Below are 23,293 nucleotides of genomic sequence, written 5' to 3'. Positions count from 1 at the left end.
CCTCCATTCAATCGCCTTCACGCTCCATCCTTTCGGTCAGTTCGCGACGCATACGCTCAAATGTGTCGGCTGTCACCGGGACGCCAGGCCCGGAAGCCAGCCCTTCGGCAATCAGCTGCTTGAGCAGTTCTTCGGCCTTGCTGCGCTGGCGCTGGCGGATCAGATCACGCACATAATCCGACGTGCTGGAGTAGCCGCCTTCGCGCACTTCCTCGTCCACGAACTGCTTGAGCGGGTCGGTCAGCGAAATGTTCATGGTGGCCATGAGACTCTCCATTGGCAGTTTTTGCCAAGTCAGTGTGCGCCCCACCCTCGAGTCGGACAAGCCCGCCCCCGGGCCTCCGGGGGCAGGCATTCAGTCGGCTATCACGCCACCCTGGCGCCTTCCAGGAAGTCCTGGGCGAAGCGCTGCAGCACGCCGCCGGCTTCGTAGATCGCCACTTCCTCATCGCTGTCCAAGCGGCAGGTAACCGGCACCGTGACGTCCTGGCCGTCGCGGCGATGGATGACCAGGGTCAGCTCGGCACGCGGGGTGCGCTCACCGATCACGTCGAAGGTCTCGGTGCCATCGATACCCAGGGTCAGGCGGGTGGTGCCCGGCTTGAACTCCAGCGGCAGCACGCCCATGCCGATCAGGTTGGTACGGTGAATCCGTTCGAAGCCTTCGGCCGCGATCGCCTCCACGCCAGCCAGGCGCACGCCCTTGGCGGCCCAGTCGCGCGAGCTGCCCTGCCCGTAGTCGGCACCGGCAATGATGATCAGCGGCTGCTTGCGGTCCATGTAGGTTTCGATCGCTTCCCACATGCGCATGACCTTGCCTTCCGGCTCCACGCGCGCCAGCGAACCCTGCTTCACGCTGCCGTCGTCGTTGCGCACCATTTCGTTGAACAGCTTCGGGTTGGCAAAGGTGGCGCGCTGCGCGGTCAAGTGGTCGCCGCGGTGGGTGGCGTAGGAATTGAAGTCCTCTTCCGGCAGGCCCATCTTCGCCAGGTACTCACCGGCGGCACTGGACGCCAGGATCGCGTTGGACGGCGACAGGTGGTCGGTGGTGATGTTGTCCGGCAGCACCGCCAATGCGCGCATGCCAGACAGCGTACGCTCACCGGCCAGCGCGCCCTCCCAGTACGGCGGACGACGGATGTAGGTGCTCTGCGGGCGCCAGTCGTACAGCGGGCTGACCGCCGCACCGTGCTCCACGCGCACGTTGAACATCGGGTTGTAGACCTTGCGGAACTGCTCGGGCTTCACCGCGGCCTTCACCACCGCATCGATCTCGGCATCGGTCGGCCAGATGTCCTTCAGGCGCACCTCGTTGCCGTCGGTGTCCACGCCCAGCACGTCCTTCTCGATATCGAAGCGCACGGTGCCGGCGATGGCATAGGCGATCACCAGCGGCGGCGAAGCCAGGAAGGCCTGCTTCGCATACGGGTGGATGCGGCCATCGAAGTTGCGGTTGCCCGACAACACGGCGGTGGAATACAGGTCGCGATCGATGATTTCCTGCTGGATCTTCGGGTCCAGCGCACCGCTCATGCCGTTGCAGGTGGTGCAGGCGAAGGCGACGATGCCGAAGCCGAGCTTTTCCAGGTCCGGCAGCAGGCCGGCCTCTTCCAGGTACAGCTGCACCGCCTTCGAACCCGGCGCCAGCGACGACTTCACCCACGGCTTGCGCAGCAGGCCACGCTCGTTGGCCTTGCGCGCCAGCAGTGCGGCGGCGATCACGTTGCGCGGATTGGACGTATTGGTGCAGCTGGTGATGGCGGCGATGATCACCGCGCCGTCGGGCATCAGCCCCTGCGCCTGCTCGGCCTTGCCCGCTTCCAGCTTGGCTTCGTCGGCGATGCCGCGCTCGGCCAGCTCGGCGGTCGCCACGCGCTTGTGCGGGTTGGACGGGCCGGCCATGTTGCGCACCACGCTGGACAGGTCGAAGCGCAGCACACGCTCGTATTGTGCGGTGGCCAGGTCATCGGCCCAGAGGCCGGTGGTACGGGCGTAGTTCTCCACCAGCGCCACCTGCGATTCCTCGCGGCCGGTCAGGCGCAGGTAATCGATGGTCTGCCCGTCGATGTAGAACATCGCGGCGGTCGCGCCGTACTCCGGGCACATGTTGGAAATGGTGGCGCGGTCACCGATGGTCAGTGCCGCGGCACCCTCGCCGAAGAATTCAAGCCACGCACCGACCACGCGTTCCTTGCGCAGGAACTCGGTCAGGGCCAGCACCACATCGGTGGCGGTGATGCCCGGCTGCGGGCGGCCACTCAGTTCGACACCGACGGTGTCGGGCAGGCGCATCCATGAGGCGCGGCCCAGCATCACGTTCTCCGCTTCCAGGCCGCCCACGCCGATCGCGATCACGCCCAGCGCGTCCACGTGCGGGGTGTGGCTGTCGGTGCCCACGCAGGTGTCCGGGAAGGCGACGCCGTCCTGCACGTAGACCACCGGCGACATCTTCTCCAGGTTGATCTGGTGCATGATGCCGTTGCCCGGCGGAATCACGTCCACGTTCTCGAAGGCCAGCTTGGTCCAGTCGATGAAGTGGAAACGGTCTTCGTTGCGGCGATCTTCGATGGCGCGGTTCTTCTCGAACGCCTGCGGATCGAAACCACCGCACTCCACCGCCAGCGAGTGATCGACGATCAGCTGCACCGGCACCACCGGATTCACCTTGGCCGGGTCGCCACCCTTGTCAGCGATCGCATCGCGCAGGCCGGCCAGGTCCACCAGCGCGGTCTGGCCGAGGATGTCGTGGCAGACCACGCGCGCCGGGAACCACGGGAAGTCGAGGTCGCGGCGGCGCTCGATCAGCTGCTTCAGCGAATCGCTGAGCGTGGCCGGATCGCAGCGACGCACCAGGTTCTCGGCCAGCACGCGCGAGGTGTACGGCAGGGTGGCATAGGCGCCAGGCTGGATCGCATCGACAGCGGCGCGCGCGTCGAAATAGTCCAGCGTGCTGCCGGGGAGGTTCTTGCGGTAATCGGTATTCATGGGCTGGCGGAGTGCTTGAGGCGGGCCGGGTGCCGGCGGTGCGGCGGCGAAAGCATCCGGCCGGCACGGGGCCGGCCGGATGGGTACAGCAGGGGGATCAGACGCGCTTGTCGATGGCGACGAAGTCGCGGTCTTCCGGACCGATGTAGTTGGCGCTCGGGCGGATGATCTTGCCGTCGATGCGCTGCTCGACGATGTGCGCGCTCCAGCCGGCGGTGCGGGCGATCACGAACAGCGGGGTGAACATCGCGGTCGGCACGCCCATCATGTGGTAGCTGACGGCACTGAACCAGTCCAGGTTCGGGAACATCTTCTTGATGTCCCACATCACCGATTCCAGGCGCTCGGCGATGTCGTACATCTTCATGCTGGACTGTTCTTCGGACAGCTCGCGGGCCACGTCCTTGATCACCTTGTTGCGCGGATCGGAGACGGTGTAGACCGGGTGGCCGAAACCGATCACCACTTCCTTGCGCTCGACGCGGGCCTTGATGTCTTCCTCAGCTTCATCCGGGTTGTCGTAGCGCTTCTGCACTTCGAACGCCACTTCGTTGGCGCCGCCGTGCTTCGGGCCGCGCAGCGCGCCGATGCCACCGCAGATCGCGCTGTACATGTCGCTGCCGGTACCGGCGATGACGCGGCAGGTGAAGGTCGAGGCGTTGAACTCGTGCTCGGCGTACAGGATCAGCGAGGTGTGCATCGCCTTCACCCACGATTCCTGCGGCTTCTCGCCGTGCAGCAGGTGCAGGAAGTGGCCACCGATCGAGTCATCGTCGGTTTCCACGTCGATGGCGCGGCCGTTGTGGCTCCAGTGGTACCAGTACAGCAGCATCGAACCGAGGCAGGCCATCAGCTTGTCGGCGATGTCGCGCGCGCCCGGATGGTTGTGGTCGTCCTTCTCCGGCGCCACGCAGCCGAGCACGGACACGCCGGTGCGCATCACGTCCATCGGGTGTGCCGACGGCGGCAGTTCTTCCAGCGCCGCCTTCACTGCTGCCGGAATGCCGCGCAGCGACTTCAGCTTGGCCTTGTACGAAACCAGCTCGGCGCGGGTCGGCAGCTTGCCGTGCACCAGCAGGTAGGCGATTTCCTCGAACTCGCTGGTGTTGGCCAGGTCCAGGATGTCGTAGCCACGGTAGTGCAGATCGTTGCCACTACGGCCCACGCTGCACAGCGCGGTGTTGCCGGCGGCGGTGCCGGACAGGGCGACGGACTTCTTCGGCTTGAAGGTCGCGGTTGCGGTCGTATCGTTCATGTTTCCCTCCGAAAACTTGATGGTGCAGGGTACTGCTTATTTCTTGGCGGCGAACAGTGCATCGAGCTGTTGCTCGAACGCGTGGTAGCCGATGCGGTCGTAGAGTTCTTCGCGGGTCTGCATGGTGTCCACCACGTTGCGCTGGTGGCCATCGCGGCGCACCGCCTGGTAGACGTTCTCGGCGGCCTTGTTGGCGGCACGGAACGCCGACAGCGGGAACAGCTGGATCGCGACGCCTGCCGAGGCCAGTTCATCGCGGCTGAACAGCGGGGTGGCGCCGAATTCGGTGATGTTGGCCAGCACCGGCACCTTCACCGCGTCGACGAAGCGGCGGTAGGTGTCCAGGTCGTAGGCAGCCTCGGCGAAGATGCCATCGGCACCGGCCTCGACACAGGCGATGGCGCGCTCGATAGCCTTGTCCACGCCGTCCACTTGGATGGCGTCGGTGCGCGCGATCAGGAAGAAGTCCGGATCGGTCTTGGCATCGGCGGCCGCCTTCACCCGGTCGACCATTTCACCCTGCGAGACGATCTCCTTGCCCGGGCGGTGACCGCAACGCTTGGCGCCGACCTGGTCCTCGATGTGGCAGGCGGCCGCGCCGGCCTTGATCAGCGATTTCACGGTGCGCGCGATGTTGAACGCGCTCGGGCCAAAGCCGGTGTCGATGTCGACCATCAGCGGCAGATCGCAGACATCGGTGATGCGGCGCACGTCCACCAGCACGTCTTCCAGGGTATTGATGCCCAGGTCCGGCAGGCCCAGCGAGCCCGCGGCAACGCCGCCGCCCGACAGGTAGATGGCACGGAAGCCGGCGCGCTTGGCCAGCAGGGCGTGGTTGGCGTTGATCGCGCCGATCACCTGCAGCGGCGACTCGGCAGCCAGCGCCTCACGGAAACGGGCACCGGCGGAGAAAGGGGCGGAAGCAGTCATGCGGCAATCCAGGTTGAAGAACGGATGGGTAGGCGCAAGCACCATGCCAAGCTGCAAGCCGTTGATTTCACGGACATGACCGTCACTCAACGGTGAAACATATGAAACACTGAAACAGATGTATCATGAAACATTTCGCCCGTACCCGCCGCCATGTATCTGCCCCGCTCACCCCTGCGCCATGCCGATGCCGACCCCGGCCGCCCGGTGATCTGGACGGTCAGCGTCTCGCGACTGACCGGCCTGCTCGGCGACGTCATTCCCGAGTTCGACCGCCGCGCGCGCATCGAGCAGATCAACCTCGGCTTCGAGGAAGCGGTGGAGGTGATCGGCCAGCGCCTGCGCCGCGAGCATTGCGATGTGGTGATTGCCGGCGGCTCCAACGCCGCCTGGCTGCGCGGCCGGTTGGAGCTGCCACTGGTGCCGATCCAGGCCAACGGCTTCGACCTGATGGAAGCACTGGCCCGTGCCCGCCGCATCGCCAGCCGCATCGGCCTGGTCACCCACGCCAGCGACGTGCCGGTGTTCAGCAACTTCCAGCAGAGTTTCGGCCTGGATATCGAGCATCGCCGTTTCGTAACCCGCGAGGATGCGCGCGACTGCATCGCCGATCTGCGCGCCAACGGCATCGAAGTGATCGTCGGCACCGGGATGGCCATCGACCACGCCGAACAGGCCGGCCTGCCCGGCGTGCTGCTGTATTCGGCCGACTCGGTGCGGCAGGCGTTCGAACATGCGCTGGAACTGACCCAGACCCTGGCACGTTCCAGTGGCAATCGGCCTAGCCCACGCCGGCGCCCGGCAGCGCGTGCCGATGCGCATGAACTGCTCGGCGACAGCGACGCGATGGCGCGGGTGCGCGCGCAGATCGCGCTCTACGCCCCACATGACAGCACCGTGCTGGTCAGCGGCGAAACCGGCACCGGCAAGGAACTGGTCGCGCGGCAGCTGCACGCCGCCAGCGGCCGCCGTGGACGCTTCGTGGCACTGAACTGCGGCGCGATCAGCGAATCGCTGCTGGAGGCGGAACTGTTCGGTTACAGCGACGGCGCCTTCACCGGCGCACGCCGTGGCGGCCGTGTCGGCCTGGTCGAAGCCGCAGACGGCGGTACGCTGTTCCTGGATGAGATCGGCGAACTGCCGCTACCGCTGCAGACCCGCATACTGCGCGTACTGGAAGAACGCGAGGTACTGCGCGTGGGCGCCACCGAACCGACCCCGGTGGACCTGCGCGTGGTGGCCGCCACCCTGCAGTCGCTGGAGCAGCGCGCAGCAACCGGCAGCTTCCGTCGCGACTTGTATTACCGCTTGGCCGCACTGCGCATTGCCCTGCCGCCGCTGCGCGCGCGGCACAGTGATATCCCGCTGCTGGCGCAGCACTTCTTCCGCCAGCTGCGTGGCATCGATGCGCCACTGGATGAGGATGCGCTGGCGGTGCTGACCGCCGCCAGTTGGCCAGGCAACGTGCGTGAGCTGCGTAATCTGGTGGATCGGCTGCGCATCCACTGGCAGCCCGGTGAAGGGCTGATTGATGCTGCGCGACTGCTGCAGCTGGCGCCGGAGCTGGTGAATGAAGGTGCCGCCTCGATGCCGGTGGAAAGCAACTGCAAGCGCCCACCGCGTGCGCAGCTGGAGACGCTGCTGCAGGAACATCGCAATGATCGCGAGGGGATGGCGCAGGCGCTGGGCGTCTCACGCACCACGCTGTGGCGCTGGCTGCGCGCGGAGGGGTTGTAACCACTCGTTGCCTGGTGGGTGCGAACCTTGGTTCGCACCGCTCTTCCGTCAAGCATCTCATCCACGCATGGCGTGGATCTACCTGGCCAGCAGCAGCTCGATTTCCTCCACCTGCACCACCGGCACCTGCCACGGGTGATGCGGCACGATGCCCTGTTCGAAGATGCGCTGCAGCCGCTGCGCGTCGCGTGGCAGGCAGAATTCCAGGCGCACGCTGTCGACCACTTCGGTGCGGCCCGCCTCCCCCTGCTGGGGCGACGCACCCATGCGCGGGCGGAACTGCTCGAACCCCGGCGCCGACCACCACATCCCGTGCTCGTAGTCGCCGGCCGCCAGCGCGTCCACCGCGAGGATGCCCTGCTTCACTGCATCCAGTGCTGCCGACGGCACGAACACCACCACACGGTACAGCGGCAGGCGTTGCATCAGGTTGCCTTACGGGTACAGCAGGCGCTTGCTCCAGCGCCCTTCGGCACCGGCTTCATAGCACCAGCGTTCGTGCAGGCGGAACTGCGCGCCGTACCAGAACTCGATGCGGTCAGGCACCACGCGCAGGCCGCTCCAGCCGTCCGGACGCGGCACGTCCTTGCCTTCGAAGCGGGCTTCGATCTCGGCCACGCGCGCGTCGAATTCCTCGCGCGTTGCCAGCGTCTTCGACTGCTGCGAGGCCCAGGCACCGATCTGGCTCATGCGCGGGCGGCTGGCGAAATAGGCGTCGGCCTCGGCATCGGCAACCTGCTCGACACGGCCTTCGATGCGCACCTGGATGCCGGCCTCGCGCAGGCTGCGCCACAGGAACAGCAGCGCGGCCTGCGGATTGGCCTGCAGCTCCTGGCCCTTGTGGCTGTCCAGGTGGGTGTAGAAGACGAAGCCACGCTCGTCGAAGGCCTTCAGCAGCACGGTGCGCGCCGAGGGACGGCCCTGCGTATCGGCGGTAGCCACGGTCATGGCGTTCGGCTCGACCTCGCGGCTCTGTTTGGCCTCCTCGAACAGGCCGGCAAACGTGGACAGGGCTTCGGCGTACAGGTCGCTCATGATTGCGTTCTTCTCACACGGATTGGGCTATTGTGGCTGCATGGCCGCTGCTGCGTATATGCCCCAGGTGAAAGGATTCCCCGAAACATTGGCCGAACAGGCGCTGGATGATGCGCTGGGCAGCGGTGCAGCGGTTCCAGTATTGGCGATCAGCGGCCTGCAGGGGAGCGGCAAATCGACGCTGGCCGCGCAGGTGGTGGCGCGCGCCCAGGCACGCGGCCTGAACGCGGCCACGCTGTCGATCGATGACGTCTACCTCACCCGTGCACAGCGCCAGCGACTGGCCCGCCAGGTGCATCCGCTGCTGATCACTCGCGGCCCGCCCGGCACCCACGACCTGCCGCTGGCCCATGCCGTGCTGGACGCGGTGGCCGCACGCCAGCCCTTCGCCATGCCGCGCTTCGACAAGCTGGCCGACGAACGCCTGCCCGAAGCGCAATGGCCGCAGCTGCAACAAACGCTGGACCTGCTGGTATTCGAAGGCTGGTTCCTGGGCACGCCCGCGCAGGACGACGACGCGCTGGACAGCCCGCTGAACGCGCTGGAACGCGAGGCCGACGCCGATGGCCGATGGCGTCGCTGGTGCAACCAGGCGCTGGCCCGAGACTACCCGGCGCTGTGGCAGCGCTGCGACCGCCTGTGGTTCCTGCAGCCACCGGATTTTTCGGTGGTACCGCGCTGGCGCTGGCAGCAGGAACAGAACCTGCAGGCCGCGCAGCCGGGCCGGCACGGCATGAGCCGGCCACAGCTGGAGCGCTTCGTGCAGTACTACGAGCGGGTCAGCCGGCAGGCACTGCACGCCCTGCCCGCCTTGGCCGACCACGTGGTGGTGCTGGACGGCCAGCGCCAGGTACAGGACGTGCGCTGAGCGCGCCTATTCCACCAGGAACGTCACCCGCAGGTTGACCCGCCATTCGGTGATTTCGCCGCTGCCGTTGGTGACCACCTTGGTCTCGTTCACCCAGGCGCCCTGGATGCCCTTGACCGTCTCGGAGACCTTCTTCAGACCGCTGCGCACGGCGTCCTCCACGCTCTTCGGCGAGGAGGCGGTGATTTCGATGACCTTGGCGACCGTCATGGCCTGTACTCCGGCTGGCGCGGGAGACCCCGCAGGAACGCCTAGCCTGACGTGAAGAACGTAAAGGCAAGGGCACGGAGGTGTTAGCATCAGAGGGCATGAATCCTGCTCCGAACCTGATCCTGATCGGCCCGATGGGCGCCGGCAAAACCTGCATCGGCCGCCGCCTGGCCGAGCGCTTCACGCTGGACTTCGTCGATGTCGACCAGGCCATCGTCGATGCCGCCGGCGCCAGCATCCCGACCATCTTCGAGCACTCGGGTGAAACCGGCTTCCGCAGCCATGAGCGCGAAGCCTTGGCCCGTGTGCTGGAAGGCCGCGGCCAGCTGGTCTCCACCGGTGGCGGCGCCGTACTGGATCCGGACAACCGTGCGCTGATCGCCCAGCGCGGCTTCGTGGTCTACTTGCGGGTCAGCGTGGCCGCGCAGCTGGAACGCCTGGCCCGCGACAAAGGCAGGCCACTGCTGCAGCGCCCGGACCGCGAGCAGGTGCTGCACGATCTGGCTGCTCACCGCGACCCGCTGTACCGCGAACTGGCCGACCTCACCCTTGATACCGACCCGTATACCGCTGCCGACGCGACCGCCCACCTGGTGGTCAAGCTGGCCACGCAATGGCAGCGCCAGGACCTGACCGCATGACTTCCCCCGCCCTGCTGCAGGTCGCCGTTGGCGGCGACCGCCCCTACTCCATCACCATCGGCGCTGGTGCCCAGGCCGACGGCACCGCGTTGGCCTCGCATGTGCGCGGCCGCCACGTGCTGCTGCTCAGCGACAGCGAAGTCGCCCCGCGCTATCTGGCATCGGTCAAACAGACGCTGCTGGCCGCACGCGCGGACCTGGTCATCGGCGAGCACGTGCTGGCTGCCGGCGAAGCCTCCAAGACCCTGGCCGAGTTCGGCCGCGCGATCGAAGCACTGGCCGCGCTCGGTGCCACCCGCGACGCCTGCGTGTTCGCCCTCGGCGGCGGCGTGGTCGGTGACCTTGCCGGTTTCGCTGCCGCCTGCTGGATGCGCGGGGTGGACTGCGTGCAGCTGCCGACCACCCTGTTGGCGATGGTCGATTCGTCCGTGGGCGGCAAGACCGCGGTCGACATTCCGGCCGGCAAGAACCTGGTCGGCGCATTCCATCCGCCGCGCGCGGTCATTGCCGATACCCGCGTGCTGGCCACCCTGCCACCGCGCGAGCTGCGCGCCGGCCTGGCCGAAGTGGTGAAGTACGGCGCGCTGGGCGACGCGGTGTTCTTCGAATGGCTGCAGCAGCATGCCGATGCACTGCTGGCCGGCGAGGATGCGGTACTGTCCGAAGCCATCGCGCGCAGCTGCCGGCACAAGGCCGCCATCGTCGAGCGTGATCCGTTCGAGAAGGGCGAGCGTGCCCTGCTCAACCTCGGCCATACCTTCGGCCATGCCATCGAGACCGAACAGGGCTACTCGGCCCCGGGCCGCGATGCGCTGAACCACGGCGAAGCGGTGGCGGTGGGCATGGTGCTGGCGGCAACGCTGTCCACCGACCTGGGCCTGGCCGACGATGCCGACCGCGCGCGCCTGCAGGCGCTGCTGGAACGGCTCGGCCTGCCGGTGGCGATCCCGGCGGGGCTGGACCCGCAGGCCCTGCTCGGCCGCATGCGGCTGGACAAGAAGAACGTGGCCGGCCGCCTGCGCCTGGTGCTGTGGCGTGGCATGGGCCGCGCCGAAGTGGTGCCGGACGTGGATGAGGCAGCGGTGCTGAAGGTGCTGTCGGCCCGGTAGTGCCGGCCGCGTTGCGGCCGGGGTCACCCTGGCCCCGCTACAATCGGCCCATGCACGTCTACCTGCAACATCCCGACGCCGGTGCGCAGGCACCGCGCTTCCTGCGCCTGAGCCTGCAGCCGGACCTGTTCGGCGGCTGGGAGCTGCTGCGCGAGAGCGGCCGCGTCGGCAACAGCTCGCAGCTGCGGCGCGAGCTGTTCCTGCAGGCCGACGAAGCCCGTCATGCCTTCGAGAAGGCCCGCGATGCCGAACTGCATCGCGGCTTCCAGATCCTCTCGCACGGCGACTGACGCCGCTGCCAACTTTCGTCCAAGGAATGCCCATCGTGACCAGCCCTCTCCGCAACGATCGCCTGCTGCGCGCCCTGCGCCGCGAACCGGTGGACTGCACCCCCGTCTGGCTGATGCGCCAGGCCGGCCGCTACCTGCCGGAGTACCGCGCAACCCGGGCCAAGGCCGGCAGCTTCCTGGCCATGGCCAAGAATCCGGAGATTGCCTGCGAGGTTACCCTGCAGCCGCTGCGCCGCTTCCCGCTGGATGCGGCCATCCTGTTCTCGGACATCCTCACCATTCCCGATGCGATGGGCCTGGAGCTGTACTTCGTCGAAGGCGAAGGCCCGAAGTTCCGCCACCCGGTGCGTGATGAAGCGGCCATCGCCAGGCTGGCGGTGCCGGACATGGAACAGCACCTGGGCTACGTGATGGACGCGGTGCGCCTGATCCGCCGTGAGCTGGACGGCCAGGTGCCGCTGATCGGTTTCTCCGGCAGCCCGTGGACGCTGGCCTGCTACATGGTGGAAGGCGGCGGCAGCAAGGACTTCGCGCGGATCAAGGCGATGGCACTGAACCATCCGCAGGCCCTGCACCGCCTGCTGGAGGTCACCACCGAGGCGGTGATCGCCTATCTCGGCGCGCAGCGCGCGGCCGGTGCACAGGCGCTGCAGGTATTCGATACCTGGGGTGGCGTGCTGTCGCCGTCGATGTACCGCGAGTTCTCGCTGCGCTACCTGCAGCGGATTGCCGAGGGCCTGGAGCGCGGCGAAGGCAACGAGCGCACCCCGCTGATCCTGTTCGGCAAGGGCACCGGCCTGCATCTGGAAGCGCTGTCGCAGACCGGTGCCGATGCGCTGGGCCTGGACTGGACGCTGGATCTGGACGAGGCGATGCGCCGCACCGGCGGCCGCGTCGCCCTGCAGGGCAACCTCGACCCGACCACCCTGTACGCCTCGCCGGATGCGATCGCCGCCGCAGCAGCACGCGTGCTCGACACCTATGCCGCCGGCAACGGTGGTTCGCGCGAGGGCCATGTGTTCAACCTCGGTCACGGCATGTCGCCGGACATGGACCCGGCGCACGTGCAGGTGCTGGTCGACGCAGTGCACGCGCACAGCCAGCGCTGAGCATTGCGCATGCGGTTGCGGCGCGATGTTGATCGCGCCGTGACCCGCAGTGCGCGATCATGGCGTCCCCCACGCTGCACCGGCCACACCCCATGTCTACATCGCCATCGACCTACAACCGCCAGCGCCCCCTGCTGTGGCTGGTTTCGTTGGCGATCTTCATGCAGATGCTGGACTCGACCATCGTCAACACGGCCTTGCCGGCGATGGCGGCCAGCCTGGGCGAAAGCCCGCTGCAGATGCAGTCGGTGGTGTTCAGCTACGCATTGGCGGTAGCCACCTTCATTCCCGCCTCCGGATGGATCGCCGACCGCTACGGCACGCGTCGTACCTTCCTGGTAGCGATCATCCTGTTCACCCTCGGCTCGCTGGCCTGCGCGCTGGCCCAGCACCTGCACCAGCTGGTTGGGGCACGTGTGCTGCAGGGTATCGGCGGTGCGATGCTGCTGCCGGTCGGACGCCTGGCAGTGATGCGTTCGGTGCCACGCGAGGACTTCCTGCGCGCGATGAGCTTCATCGCCATCCCCGCGCTGGTCGGCCCGTTGATCGGCCCGACGTTGGGTGGCTGGCTGGTCGAGATCGCGTCGTGGCACTGGGTGTTCCTGATCAACCTGCCGATCGGCGTGATCGGTTTCATCGCCGCGATGAAGATCATGCCCGACCACTACGCCAGCCATCGCACCCGTTTCGACCTGCGCGGCTACATCATGCTGGCCTTTGCGATGGTGGTGCTGTCGCTGGCGCTGGACGGCATCTCCGGGCTCGGAACGCCACATGCGCTGGTGATGCTGATGACCGTGGCCGGCCTGGCCGCACTGGTCGGTTACTGGCTGCATGCCGCCAACTCCACCGCGCCGTTGTTCTCGCTGGCCCTGTTCCGCGTGCCCAGCTACCGCATCGGCATCCTTGGCAACCTGTTCTCGCGCATCGGCAGCAGCGCCATGCCGATGCTGATCCCGTTGCTGCTGCAGGTCGGCCTGGGCCTTGGCCCGATGAACGCCGGCCTGATGATGGTGCCGGTGGCGGCGGCCGGCATGGTGTCGAAGAAGCTGGCGGTGAAGCTGGTCGAGCGCTACGGCTACCGCCGCGTGCTGATGGTCAACACCGTGCTGGTGGGCCTGGCGATGGCCAGCTTCATCCTGATGACACCCGGCCAGCACCTGGCCTGGCGCCTGCTGCAGCTGGCGTTCTTCGGCGCGGTCAATTCCCTGCAGTTCACCGTGATGAACACCGTGACGCTGCGTGATCTGGATCGCGAGTTCGCCAGTTCCGGCAACAGCCTGCTGTCGATGGTGATGATGCTCGCCGCCGGTTTCGGTGCCGCGGCGGCCGGCAGCCTGCTGGCCGCGTTCGGCAATCACCTGGACAGCAACAGCGCCACCGCGGCACTGCATGCGACGTTCCTGTGCGTGGGCGCGATCACCCTGACCTCGACGATGATCTTCTGGCAGCTGCCGGACACCAAGCCCGAACCGCGGCAGGTCGAGCACGTCGCGGAGTGAGGGGGTTCGGCAGGGCTGCGCCCTGCACCCGCCGAATCAACGTCAGCGTCAAAAGCGGGCATTCCGTGGAATGGCGGGGCGGTGTCGGATTGCGGGGACGCCGCAAGTACGTCCCTGTAGGCTTGGCAGCCGCATCCATGCGGCTGACACCCCGCAATCCGACACCGCCCCACCTCTGACAGATGGGCGCTGCTGTTGGTGGGTGTCGACCTTGGTCGACACATCGGTCAGATATCGAAATGTACATGGGGTCAGATCCATTTTGATATCTGACAGAGATTCGTCCACGCATGGCGTGGATCTACTGGAAACCACGACGGGTCTGGAGGAGAGCCCCCTGAGTCAGGGGGCGGCCGCGAAGCGGCGGGGGTATGGGCGCTGGTAAGAGGGGCCCGCGTTTCGCGCAGCGAAGCGTGGGAGCGACAGCGCGCATGCGATGGCGTGTACCAGGGCCGCAGGCCCTGCCGAACCTACCTTCCCATCACCCGGGCGATCGCTTCCACCAGCAGTTCCCCGGTCACCGGCTTGCGCAGGAAGCCACCGATGCCGGCCGCCTTCACCTGCTGCTGCAGGTCCGGGTCGGTACGTGCGGTCACCGCCAGCAGTGGCAGCATGTAGCCCTGGTTGCGCAGATGCTGGGCCAGCTCGAAGCCGCTCAGGCCCGGCAGGTCGAGATCCAGCAGGCCGACGTCGAAATCACCGGCACTGATCTCACGCAGTGCCGCCAGCGCATGGCCCGCATGCACCACCTCGTGCCCGCGCGCACTCAGCAGCCCGCGCACTACATCGGCCACAGTCGCGTCGTCCTCCACCAGCAGTACCCGCAATGGCGGCATGTTGGCCGCGTCCTCGCGGTGCGTTTCACCATCTGCTTCGGCATCGGCATCGACCACCATCGGCAACGGCAACGTCACGCCGAAGCAGGTGCCGCGACCGAGCTGGCTCTCCACCTGGATCCGCCCCTGCATCGCATGCGCCAGTTCGCGGCAGATCGCCAGGCCCAGGCCACTGCCGCCGTACTGCGCCGCGGTACGTGCACCATCGGCCTGCTCGAAGCGGCGGAACAGGCGTTGCTGTTGCTCCTGACTGATGCCGGGGCCGGTATCGCGCACTTCGAAATGCAGAGATCGCAGCTCGGCGTCGCTGCGCGCGTGCAGGGTGATGGTGCCGCGGCTGGTGAACTTGACCGCATTCGAGAGCAGGTTCAGCAGGATCTGCCGTACCCGCATCGCGTCGCCGGTGGCCTGCAGGCCGGGCGGCAACTGGTTGTCGAGGGTGAAGCGCAGGCCCTTCTGTGCAGCCAACGGGCCCATCAGCGCCGCCAGGTCCTGCAGCAGGCAGCTCAGCGCGAACGGCTTGGACTGCAACTCCAGACGGCCCGATTCGATCCGCGCCAGGTCCAGCGCATCATTGACCAGATGCAGCAGGTGCTCGCCGGCGTGGCGGATTGATTGTGTATAGCCGCGCTGCTGCGGATCCAGCGGTGAGGACAGCAGCAGCTCGCTCATGCCGAGCACACCGGTCATCGGCGTGCGGATCTCATGACCAAGGTTGGCCAGGAAGCGGGTCTTGGCCGCCGACGCCTGCTCGGCCAGCTCCTGCTTGTGCAGCGCCAGCTGATAGGCGTGGCGACGCTGCAGGCGGCGACGGTACAGCCAGGCGAACCAGCTGGTCAGCAGCAGCGCGAACGAGGCCAGCACCAGCAGGCCGGACAGGCTGCGCCACCACGGTGGCTGCACGCGGAATTCCAGGCTCTGCACCCGTGACCAGACATGGTCGGCCGACCGCGCCTGCACTTCCAGCCGATAGCTGCCCGGTGCCAGCCGCGAGAACAGGCGCTCACCGGCCGGTCCCACTTCCACCCAGTCCGGGTCATAGCCGGCCAACCGGTAACGATAGGTATTGGACGCCGAATCGGCGAACGACAACAGGCGCGCGACGATGCGCAGATCGCGGTCGCCATCGGCGATCTGCAACGGCGTGTCGTGGGTGAGGTCCAGCACCTGCTCGTTGCGGCGCACCTCCACCCGCTCGATCACCAGCGGCGCACGCCGCATCGAGGGCCGCACCTGCTCCGGGTCGAACACCACCACACCGGCCGGCGTACCCGCCACCAGATGGCCGTCTCCCGACATCACCAGCGTGTGCTCGCGGAATTCCTGGCTCGGCAGGCCGTCATGCACGCCATACAGGCGCACGCTCTGGCCATCGGCGCCGATGCGCACCAGGCCACGCGCGCTGGTTGCCCACGCCACCCCCTGTACATCGACCACCAGCCCCGAAGCGGAGATCGCCGGGTAGCCCTGCTCGGCACCGATCACGGCCTGCCGCTCCAGCCGGCCCTGGCTCCAGCGGTAGCGCGACAGGCGGCCATCCTCGGACAGCCAGACCTGGCCATCGCTGCCCACGTGCAGTGCATGGATCGCGGTCGCCGGTGCGCCCGGTACCGGCTGGAAGCGCTCGCTTTCCGGCAGCCACTGCAGCAGGCCTCGGCTGCTGGCCAGCCAGATATGGTCCTGCGGCCCGCATTCCACATCGAGATTGAGCTGGCCCTGCTGCAATCCGCGCTGGCCATTGTCCAGCTGGCGCCGCAGGCGCCCATCCAGATCGCGCTGCTGAAGACCCGACGGCAGCATCAGCCAGAGGCTGTCACCATCACAGGTCATCATCGATTCGATGACCCCTTCCATGGTCGCGTCGGCGCCGGCATCCCGGCCCCAGCGGCGCAGATCACGCCGCTTCGGGTCGTAGCGCAGCAGCGCGTCGTTGGAGCCGATCCAGACCTGGCCGCGACGATCCTCGCGCACCGAGGTCAGCCAGTGCATGCCGTTGACCCAGGTGCGGTGCTGTTCGATGCGGCCGGTCTTCGGATCGAAGCGGTCCAGCGCGCCGTGGCTGCCGACCGTCCAGATGCCGCCGTTGCTGGACGGGCTGGTACCCAGCACGAAGGCGTTGCGCAGCGAGCGCGGGTCGTCCTCCAGCCGCGACAGCACCGAGAACTGCCACCAGCGCGGCAGCAGGTGCCACAGGCCGGCGTTGGTGCTGGCCAGCCAGATGCCCCCCTCGCGATCCTCGTAGGCGCCGGTCCAGTTCGGGCGTACCGGGCCACGCGCCACCGCGCTGTACAGCGGCACGGCCTGGTACTGGCCATCGACCGCGCGGCCAAGGCCGGTGCGGGTGTCCAGCCAGTGCCCGCCCTGCTCGTCGCGCAGCATCATGCCCAGCACCTGTTCGCCTTCGGGCAGCTTCCAGGACGGTGCCTCGAAACGACCATCGGGACGACGCACGATGGCACCGGCCATCGTGCTGATCCAGAGGCTGCCATCGGGCTCGGCCGTCAGGCCATTGATCAGCAGGCTGGGAACGATGCCGGCACCAACCCGTTCAAAGTCCGTGCCGGTCCAGCGCGCGACGCCATGCTTGGTGCCGATCCACAGGCTGCCATCGGCCAGGGTTGCCAGATAAGGCACCGATGCGGCCGGCAGGCTGCGTGGGTTGTTCGCTTCGGGCAGGAAGCGCTGCAGCCGGTCCTGGTTGTCCAGGCGGTACAGACCACCTTCGTGGGTGCCGAACCAGACCGAACCATCCGGCGTGGTGGCCAGGCTCCAGACCGTGTTGGTGCCCATCAACGGCTGGCTGCTGCGGTCGTAGAAATGCAGCTGGCGGCGATCGGCCGACATCCGCACCAGACCGGCGTTCTCGGTGCCGATCCAGAGCTGGTTGCGGGCATCGACCAGCACCGTCCAGATGCGGTTGTCGCGCAGGCCGTCTTCCGAGCGCCAGATCCGGTAGTTGCGCCCGTCGTAGCGGGCCAGACCGTCGTTGGTGGCGATCCAGAGGTAACCGTAACGATCCTCGGCCATGCGGTTCACGGTATTGGACGGCAAGCCGTCGAACACCGTCACCTGACGCGGGCTCGGTGGCACCGGCTGCGCCGCAGCGGGCGACAGGCAGCACAGGAGGACCAGCAGCAGCATCGCCGCCCGCAGATACACCACCGATTGCCTCCTCACGCTGCTTCTGATGATTCCCGCACTACGGGCGTCGGCATGGTAAACCGAAAGTCGCGCCGTTCACGCCCGGCGCTGGCGCATTCAAAGGGCGGTTTGTCGTTTTGCGCGCGCCTGGGCAATGGCAGTCACCAGCATGTCACCGGTCACCGGCTTGCGCAGGAAGCCATCGAACCCGGCCGCCAGGACCTGGGGCTCGGCGTAGGCATCGGAGCGCGCGGTGACCGCAACCAGGGGGAGTTCATAGCCCATGGTGCGCAGCTGGCGAGCGATGGCGGTGCCGTCCAGCGCGGGCAGATCGAGATCGAGCAGGCCCACGTCAAAACCATCGGTGGCAATCTCCGAAAGCGCGCCCAGGCCATGCAGCACGTGCACCACGTCGTGGCCACGGCCACGCAGCAGGCCGGCGATGACCTCGGCCACGGTCGCGTCATCTTCCACCAGCAGGATGCGCAGCGGCGGCAGCACCGGCAGCACCGGCGACTCGCCCGGCGCATTGGCGGCCTGCCGGATCCAGGGCAGCGGCAACCACACCCGGAATCGCGCGCCCTTGCCCGGCTGGCTGTCCACTTCGATGCGTCCGTTCATGGCCACGGCCAGCTCCTGGCAGATCGCCAGGCCCAACCCGCTGCCGCCATAGCGCGACGCGGTGCGCGGGCCATCCGCCTGTTCGAAGCGATGGAACAGCCGGTCCTGCTGCTCGGCGTTGATGCCCGGGCCGGTGTCATGCACTTCGAAGCAGAGTCCGCCACCGTTCTCTTCCAGGCGCACGGCCAGGCCGACGTGCCCGCGCTCGGTGAACTTGATTGCATTGCCCAGCAGGTTGAGCAGGATCTGCCGCACGCGCATCTCGTCGCCGCTGACGCTGATCGGCCCCAGCGGATCGCCCCCACGCTGGAACCCCAGGTTGCGCTGCTTCGCCATCGGCTCCATCAACGCCTGCACCTGGTCGAGCAGGCCAGCCAGATCGAACGGGCGCAGGTCCAGCTCCAGCCGGCCGGCCTCGATGCGGGCCAGATCCAGTGCGTCATTGACCAGCCGCAGCAGGTGGCTGCCAGCCTGCTGGATCGAGCCTGCATAGCTGCGCTGCACCGCATCCAGCGGGGTGGCCAGCAACAACTCACTCATGCCGAGCACACCGGTCATCGGCGTGCGCACCTCATGGCCCAGCGTGGCCAGGAACCGGCTCTTGGCCTGGGAGGCCTGCTCTGCCAGTTGCTGCTTGTGCACGGTCAACTGCCATTGCTGGCGGCGGCGCAGGCGCGCACGGATCGACCACACCAGGATAAGCAGCAGCAGCGAGCCGATCAGCAGGTAGCCGAAGATTGCCATGCCGCTGCGCCACCAGGGTGGCAACACCTTCACCTGCAACCGCTGTGAAGGCGTCCATGTGCCACTAGCCGTTGCCGCCTGGACTTCAATGACGTAGCTGCCGGTCGGCAGCCGCGACAGCGTGCGCTGGCCGTCACCGCCCTGCTCCACCCAGTTCTGGTCGTAGCCCTGCACCCGGAAGCGGTAACGGTTGCCCTGCGGATTGGCATAGGAAAGCAGTCGCGCATCGATCTGCAGATCACGATCATCCGGCCCCAGCAACAGCGTGCCGGTGGTCGGCAGCGGTTGCCAGCCGCGGGCATCATCACGCCGCACGCGGACCTCGGCGATCACCAGCGACGACGGCGGCAGCACCGCATCGGCAGCATTCACATCGAACACGACCAAGCCGGTCTGGGCCACCGCGAGCACGCGACCATCGGCATTCACCGCCGGCGGCCTGCTGGTGAACTCGGCGTCGGGCAGGCCATCGCGTTCGTTGAACTGCTGCAGGCGGCGCGTCTTCGGGTCCCACCGCAGCAGGCCACGTGGCGTGGTCGCCCACAGGCGGCCGTCTTCGGCCAGCGCCAGTCCGCCCATGCTGACCGAGGGCACGCCAGCACTGCCATCGATGCGCTGGATCAGGCGCAGGCTCATGCCATCCCATTGGTAGCGTTCCAGCGCGCCCTGCCGGGCCAGCCACAGCTGCTGCGGATCCACCCACACCAGATCGTAGATCAGCCCGCGCGAAACACCCGGCACCGCTTCGAAGCGCCCGGCCTGTTCACGCCAGATCCCCATGTCGCCCATCACCCAGGCCTTGCCCTGGGCATCAAAGCGGATCTGCTCAACCGGTGAATCGGCGGTCTTGCGGAGATCCTCCAGCGGGTAACTACGCAGCACGCGGCCATCGGCGCTGCGCTGCTGCAGGCCCAGGTTCATCACCGACAGCCAGACCGTGCCATCGGGGGCCTGCCGCATCAGATCGATGCGCTGGCGCAGATCGGCTCCCCCATCGATATGCCAATCGTGCAGCACGCGGGTGGCCGGGTCGTACACGCTGATGCGGCCGGCACGCCCCAGCCACAGGCGCCCGTCCGGCCGCGGCAGCACCGACCACACCGCCCCGCTGCCGATCTCGCGATCGCTGGCCAGCAACTTCAGTACTCCCTGCGCGTCCAGCTGGTACACGCCATGCGCTGAGCCGACGTAGTAATTCCGGCCATCACTGGCTGCACTCAGCAGGTACTGGCTGTCCAGCGGCTTGCCGTCAAGCTGGTTCCAGATCGAAAACCGGCGCCAGTCCGGCGGCAGGTAGGCCAGGCCCTGGGTCAGCAGCGCCACCCACAATCCGCCCTCATGGTCCTGCATCAGATCAAGCACACCGCTCTGGGCAGTGAGGAAGCCACTGCCGCGGTCGCCGTCGAGCCGCCGCAGCATGCTGGCATCTCCACGCAACAGGCCATCGGAGGTGCCCGCCCAGTAACCGCCCTGGCGATCGGCCAGCACCAGTGCCGAACGCAGGCGCGCACTGTCGGCCCAGCGCGGACGGCTGACCCGGTCCTGCGCGTCGATACGGTAGAGGCCGTCATTCTGGCTGCCGGCCCAGATCGAGCCATCGGGGTCGCGGCTCAGGCGCAACACACTCAGCGCCCCCAGTTCGCGCGGCGCGACAGCCTCGAATCCAGTCCCGTTCCAGCGCGCAATGCCCGCCTCGGTGCCGATCCACAGTCGCCCCTGCGCATCGACCAGGCTGCTGTAGATGGTATTGCTGGGCAACCCGCCAGGACGGGCCGGATCATGCTCGAAGAAGCGCAGGCTGCCGTCTTCACCGAAACGGCAGACGCCATGGCCACTGGTGCCGATCCACAGTGCATCCTCGGCGTAGGCCAGCGTCCAGAACTGGCTCATGCAGGGGCCGTTGACCGCATCGAAGGTCTTGAAGCGTTCGCGGTCGGCATCCAGCCGGGCCACGCCCTTGCCATTGATGCCGACCCAGACGCGGTCCAGGGGATCGACCAGCAGGGTCTCGATCTCGTTGCCGGGCAGCGAGCCCGGCTGCTCCGGATCATGTTCCCAGACCCGCAGGTTGCCGCCGTCATAGCGCACCAGGCCACCATCGGTGGCCGCCCAGATATGGCCCTGGCGGTCCTCGGCCAGCGCCAGCACCATGCGCGAGGGCATGCCTTCAGCTGCACCGAAACGGCGCAGGCGCGGTGTTTCCGCCATGTCGAGGGCCGTGGCCGCCGTGGCGAACGCCATCAGCAGCAGCCCCATTCCCGCGATGCCTCGGCACCACAGGCGCCAACCGCTCGTCATCCTGAACCCCCTGTCCTGTCCCGATTGTCACACAGGGCCGCGTTCATGGCTGCAACAGGCTGTTTCCACCGGTGGACCCACCACGAACTGTTGCAGCCATGCACGCAACGTTGGCAGGGGGCTGTGCGTATGATCGCAACGTCCCCCTTCCGGAGCCCGCCATCGATGCGTCCCTGCCTGGCCCTGCTGCCGATGCTGCTCGCCACCGCCCCCGCCTGGGCGGATGCAGATACCTATCGCCTCGATCCGGTGCATACGCGTGTGCTGTTCACCATCGACCACGCGGGTTACTCGCAGGCGATGGGTACGGTCTCCGGCAGTGAGGGCCGCCTGCAGTTCGATCCCGACAACTGGCGCGAGGCCACACTGGATGTCGAGGTCCCCGTGTCGCGATTGGACCTTGGTGATGCCAAATGGAACCAGGCCACGCTGGCCCGCAGCCTTCTGGATGGCGAGCGTTTCCCGAAGGCACACTTCGTCTCCAGCCGGGTCGAACCGATCGATGCCAAGCGTGCGCACGTGATCGGTACCCTGACCCTGCGCGGCGTCAGCCAGGAAGTCACCTTGGACGTGACCCTCAACGCCATCAAGCGCTACCCCCTTCCCCCGTTCCGACGCACCGCCGGTTTTTCCGCCAGCACCACGCTGAGCCGGCGCGCGTTCGGCATCACCGCCTGGCCGGGCGTCATCGGTGATTCAGTACAGCTGAGGATCGAGGCTGAAGCCACCCTCGACCGCAGCGACGCCCCGGGAACTCCCGCTCCCGTTCCGCACTCCGACCCCAAGACGGCCCGCTAGAGGACCTTTCATGACCGCCAAGAACACCCCCGCCGCCTGGGGGAGTGTCAGCCAGATCCTGCATTGGTTGATCGCACTGCTGATCCTCGCCCTGGGCGTGGTCGGCCTGACCATGGGCGAACTGCCCAAAACGCCCAAGTACTTCTGGGTCTACACCGCACACAAGTCGATCGGCATCACCGTACTGGCGCTGGTGCTGTTCCGCCTCGGCTGGCGCCTGTACGCCGGCGCCCCCAAGCCGGTGCCGGGCGTGCCCAGCTGGCAGGAGCGCATCGCCAGCGCCACCCACGTGCTGTTGTATGTGCTGATGTTCGCCATCCCGCTGTCGGGCTGGCTGTACGACTCGGCCAGTGGCCTGCGCCCGTTCCGCTGGTTCGGCCTGGTTGATGTGCCCAAGCTGAGTGGCCCGGATCCGCAGGTCGTCGCGGTGTCTCACGCCATCCACGAATACGGCTTCTGGCTGTTGATCGCGGTGGTGCTGGCCCATGCCGGCGCTGCCTTCTACCACCACCTGTTCCAGCGCGATGCAACGTTGTCCCGCATGTTGCCGCGCGGCTGGCTCGCCTCCCCTCAGAAGGACTGATCGATGAACCTGAAACTGACCACTCCGGCCGCCGTGGCCGCCGCCCTGGCCGGCATGCTGGCCACCGCCCCGGCGCTCGCCGCGGACTACGCGCAGGCCCCCGGCGCCGGCTCGATCCTGGTGTTCGCCACCAAGTACGACGGCGAAGTGTTCACCGGCAGCTTTCCGGGCTTTGCCACCAAGCTCAGCTTCGACCCGGCCAACCCGGCCGCCGGTTCGCTGGACGTGGTGATTCCGCTGGCCGGTGCCAAGAGCGGCAACAGCGACCGCGACTCGACCCTGCAGACCGCCGACTTCTTCAACGTCGGCAAGTTCGCCACTGCGCGTTACACCGCCAAGGGCTTCCGTGCGGTGGGCAACGACCAGTTCGCCGCCGACGGCACGCTGGAGCTGCGCGGCGTCAGCAAGCCGGTCACCCTCACCTTCACCTGGAAGCCGGGCACCCAGCCGGTGTTGACCGGCAAGGCCACCGTCAAGCGCCTGGACTTCGGCGTCGGCAGCGGTGACTGGGCCGACACCAAGACCATCCCGGACGAAACCGCGATCAGCACGATCGTGAAGTTCGACGCGAAATGATCAACGGGCCGGGGCACCGCCCCGG

General features: G+C 67.5%; 19 protein-coding genes. 10 read left to right on the top strand and 9 right to left on the bottom strand.

Going from position 1 to position 23,293, the window contains the following annotated elements:
• Positions 1–7: 7 nt before the first annotated feature.
• The 4 genes from N7573_RS17680 to prpB all read right to left on the bottom strand — a co-directional run bounded on the left by N7573_RS17680 (position 8) and on the right by prpB (position 5,170).
• Positions 8–265: a type II toxin-antitoxin system ParD family antitoxin gene (locus tag N7573_RS17680; RefSeq protein WP_019338677.1), complete on the bottom strand. Its 258-nt coding sequence runs from the start codon at positions 263–265 to the stop codon at positions 8–10.
• 101 nt (positions 266–366) lie between these two features.
• Complete coding sequence (gene acnD / locus N7573_RS17675; RefSeq protein ID WP_279912666.1) at positions 367–2,985, bottom strand: Fe/S-dependent 2-methylisocitrate dehydratase AcnD; 2,619 nt, start codon at positions 2,983–2,985, stop codon at positions 367–369.
• A gap of 97 nt (positions 2,986–3,082) precedes the next feature.
• Complete coding sequence (gene prpC, locus N7573_RS17670; RefSeq protein ID WP_279912665.1) at positions 3,083–4,240, bottom strand: 2-methylcitrate synthase; 1,158 nt, start codon at positions 4,238–4,240, stop codon at positions 3,083–3,085.
• Between the two features lie 36 nt (positions 4,241–4,276).
• Entirely contained in the window at positions 4,277–5,170 is an 894-nt protein-coding gene (gene prpB, locus N7573_RS17665) for a methylisocitrate lyase (RefSeq protein WP_049401429.1), read from the bottom strand.
• Positions 5,171–5,323: 153 nt separating this feature from the next.
• On the opposite strand from prpB, the gene prpR reads away from it, so the two are divergent.
• Positions 5,324–6,907 (top strand): propionate catabolism operon regulatory protein PrpR, encoded by a 1,584-nt coding sequence (gene prpR / locus N7573_RS17660; protein WP_279912664.1) that lies wholly within the window; start codon positions 5,324–5,326, stop codon positions 6,905–6,907.
• A 78-nt stretch (positions 6,908–6,985) separates the two neighbouring features.
• Here the strand turns inward: prpR and N7573_RS17655 are convergent, their stop codons facing one another.
• The gene (locus N7573_RS17655; RefSeq protein ID WP_279912663.1) at positions 6,986–7,333 is read right to left on the bottom strand and encodes a hypothetical protein; all 348 of its coding nucleotides are present in this window, start codon (positions 7,331–7,333) and stop codon (positions 6,986–6,988) included.
• A 9-nt stretch (positions 7,334–7,342) separates the two neighbouring features.
• Positions 7,343–7,942 carry a pyridoxamine 5'-phosphate oxidase gene (gene pdxH / locus N7573_RS17650; RefSeq protein WP_180847988.1) on the bottom strand — a complete coding sequence of 200 codons (600 nt, stop codon included), beginning with the start codon at positions 7,940–7,942 and terminating at the stop codon, positions 7,343–7,345.
• A gap of 40 nt (positions 7,943–7,982) precedes the next feature.
• On the opposite strand from pdxH, the gene N7573_RS17645 reads away from it, so the two are divergent.
• On the top strand, positions 7,983–8,810 hold the full coding sequence (locus N7573_RS17645) for a kinase (RefSeq protein WP_110713189.1): 828 nt from the start codon (positions 7,983–7,985) through the stop codon (positions 8,808–8,810).
• Positions 8,811–8,816: 6 nt separating this feature from the next.
• Here N7573_RS17645 and N7573_RS17640 read toward each other — a convergent pair whose 3' ends face one another.
• On the bottom strand, positions 8,817–9,020 hold the full coding sequence (locus N7573_RS17640) for a dodecin family protein (protein ID WP_005410663.1): 204 nt from the start codon (positions 9,018–9,020) through the stop codon (positions 8,817–8,819).
• 98 nt (positions 9,021–9,118) lie between these two features.
• Here N7573_RS17640 and N7573_RS17635 point away from each other — a divergent pair, with 98 nt between their 5' ends.
• The 5 genes from N7573_RS17635 to mdtD all read left to right on the top strand — a co-directional run bounded on the left by N7573_RS17635 (position 9,119) and on the right by mdtD (position 13,671).
• On the top strand, positions 9,119–9,661 hold the full coding sequence (locus N7573_RS17635; RefSeq protein ID WP_032127802.1) for a shikimate kinase: 543 nt from the start codon (positions 9,119–9,121) through the stop codon (positions 9,659–9,661).
• Entirely contained in the window at positions 9,658–10,770 is a 1,113-nt protein-coding gene (gene aroB / locus N7573_RS17630) for a 3-dehydroquinate synthase (protein WP_279912662.1), read from the top strand. The genes N7573_RS17635 and aroB overlap by 4 nt, the downstream gene beginning before the upstream one ends.
• Before the next feature lie 50 nt (positions 10,771–10,820).
• Positions 10,821–11,060 (top strand): WGR domain-containing protein, encoded by a 240-nt coding sequence (locus tag N7573_RS17625; protein WP_279912661.1) that lies wholly within the window; start codon positions 10,821–10,823, stop codon positions 11,058–11,060.
• A gap of 26 nt (positions 11,061–11,086) precedes the next feature.
• Entirely contained in the window at positions 11,087–12,169 is a 1,083-nt protein-coding gene (gene hemE, locus N7573_RS17620; protein ID WP_279912660.1) for a uroporphyrinogen decarboxylase, read from the top strand.
• Between the two features lie 92 nt (positions 12,170–12,261).
• Positions 12,262–13,671 (top strand): multidrug transporter subunit MdtD, encoded by a 1,410-nt coding sequence (gene mdtD / locus N7573_RS17615; RefSeq protein WP_010482759.1) that lies wholly within the window; start codon positions 12,262–12,264, stop codon positions 13,669–13,671.
• Between the two features lie 470 nt (positions 13,672–14,141).
• On the opposite strand, the gene N7573_RS17610 is transcribed toward mdtD, so the two are convergent.
• Both N7573_RS17610 and N7573_RS17605 read right to left on the bottom strand, forming a co-directional pair.
• Positions 14,142–17,669, bottom strand: coding sequence for a hybrid sensor histidine kinase/response regulator (locus N7573_RS17610; RefSeq protein ID WP_279913626.1), 3,528 nt, complete (start codon positions 17,667–17,669; stop codon positions 14,142–14,144).
• A gap of 96 nt (positions 17,670–17,765) precedes the next feature.
• Complete coding sequence (locus N7573_RS17605; protein WP_279913627.1) at positions 17,766–21,311, bottom strand: ATP-binding protein; 3,546 nt, start codon at positions 21,309–21,311, stop codon at positions 17,766–17,768.
• A gap of 165 nt (positions 21,312–21,476) precedes the next feature.
• Between N7573_RS17605 and N7573_RS17600 the strand changes: the two genes are divergently transcribed.
• From N7573_RS17600 to N7573_RS17590, 3 genes are read left to right on the top strand one after another with little or no spacing between them, the layout of a single operon-like run.
• Positions 21,477–22,109 (top strand): YceI family protein, encoded by a 633-nt coding sequence (locus N7573_RS17600; RefSeq protein WP_279913628.1) that lies wholly within the window; start codon positions 21,477–21,479, stop codon positions 22,107–22,109.
• Between the two features lie 10 nt (positions 22,110–22,119).
• On the top strand, positions 22,120–22,692 hold the full coding sequence (locus N7573_RS17595) for a cytochrome b (protein WP_005410672.1): 573 nt from the start codon (positions 22,120–22,122) through the stop codon (positions 22,690–22,692).
• Between the two features lie 3 nt (positions 22,693–22,695).
• Positions 22,696–23,268: a YceI family protein gene (locus N7573_RS17590; protein ID WP_010482754.1), complete on the top strand. Its 573-nt coding sequence runs from the start codon at positions 22,696–22,698 to the stop codon at positions 23,266–23,268.
• The last annotated feature ends 25 nt before the right edge of the window (positions 23,269–23,293 follow it).

This window comes from Stenotrophomonas sp. GD04054, assembly GCF_029836955.1.
In the GTDB taxonomy this organism is placed as follows: Bacteria; Pseudomonadota; Gammaproteobacteria; order Xanthomonadales; family Xanthomonadaceae; genus Stenotrophomonas; species Stenotrophomonas maltophilia_A.
Note: the sequence above shows the minus strand (reverse complement) of the source record. Positions and strands in the feature narration are given on the sequence as shown.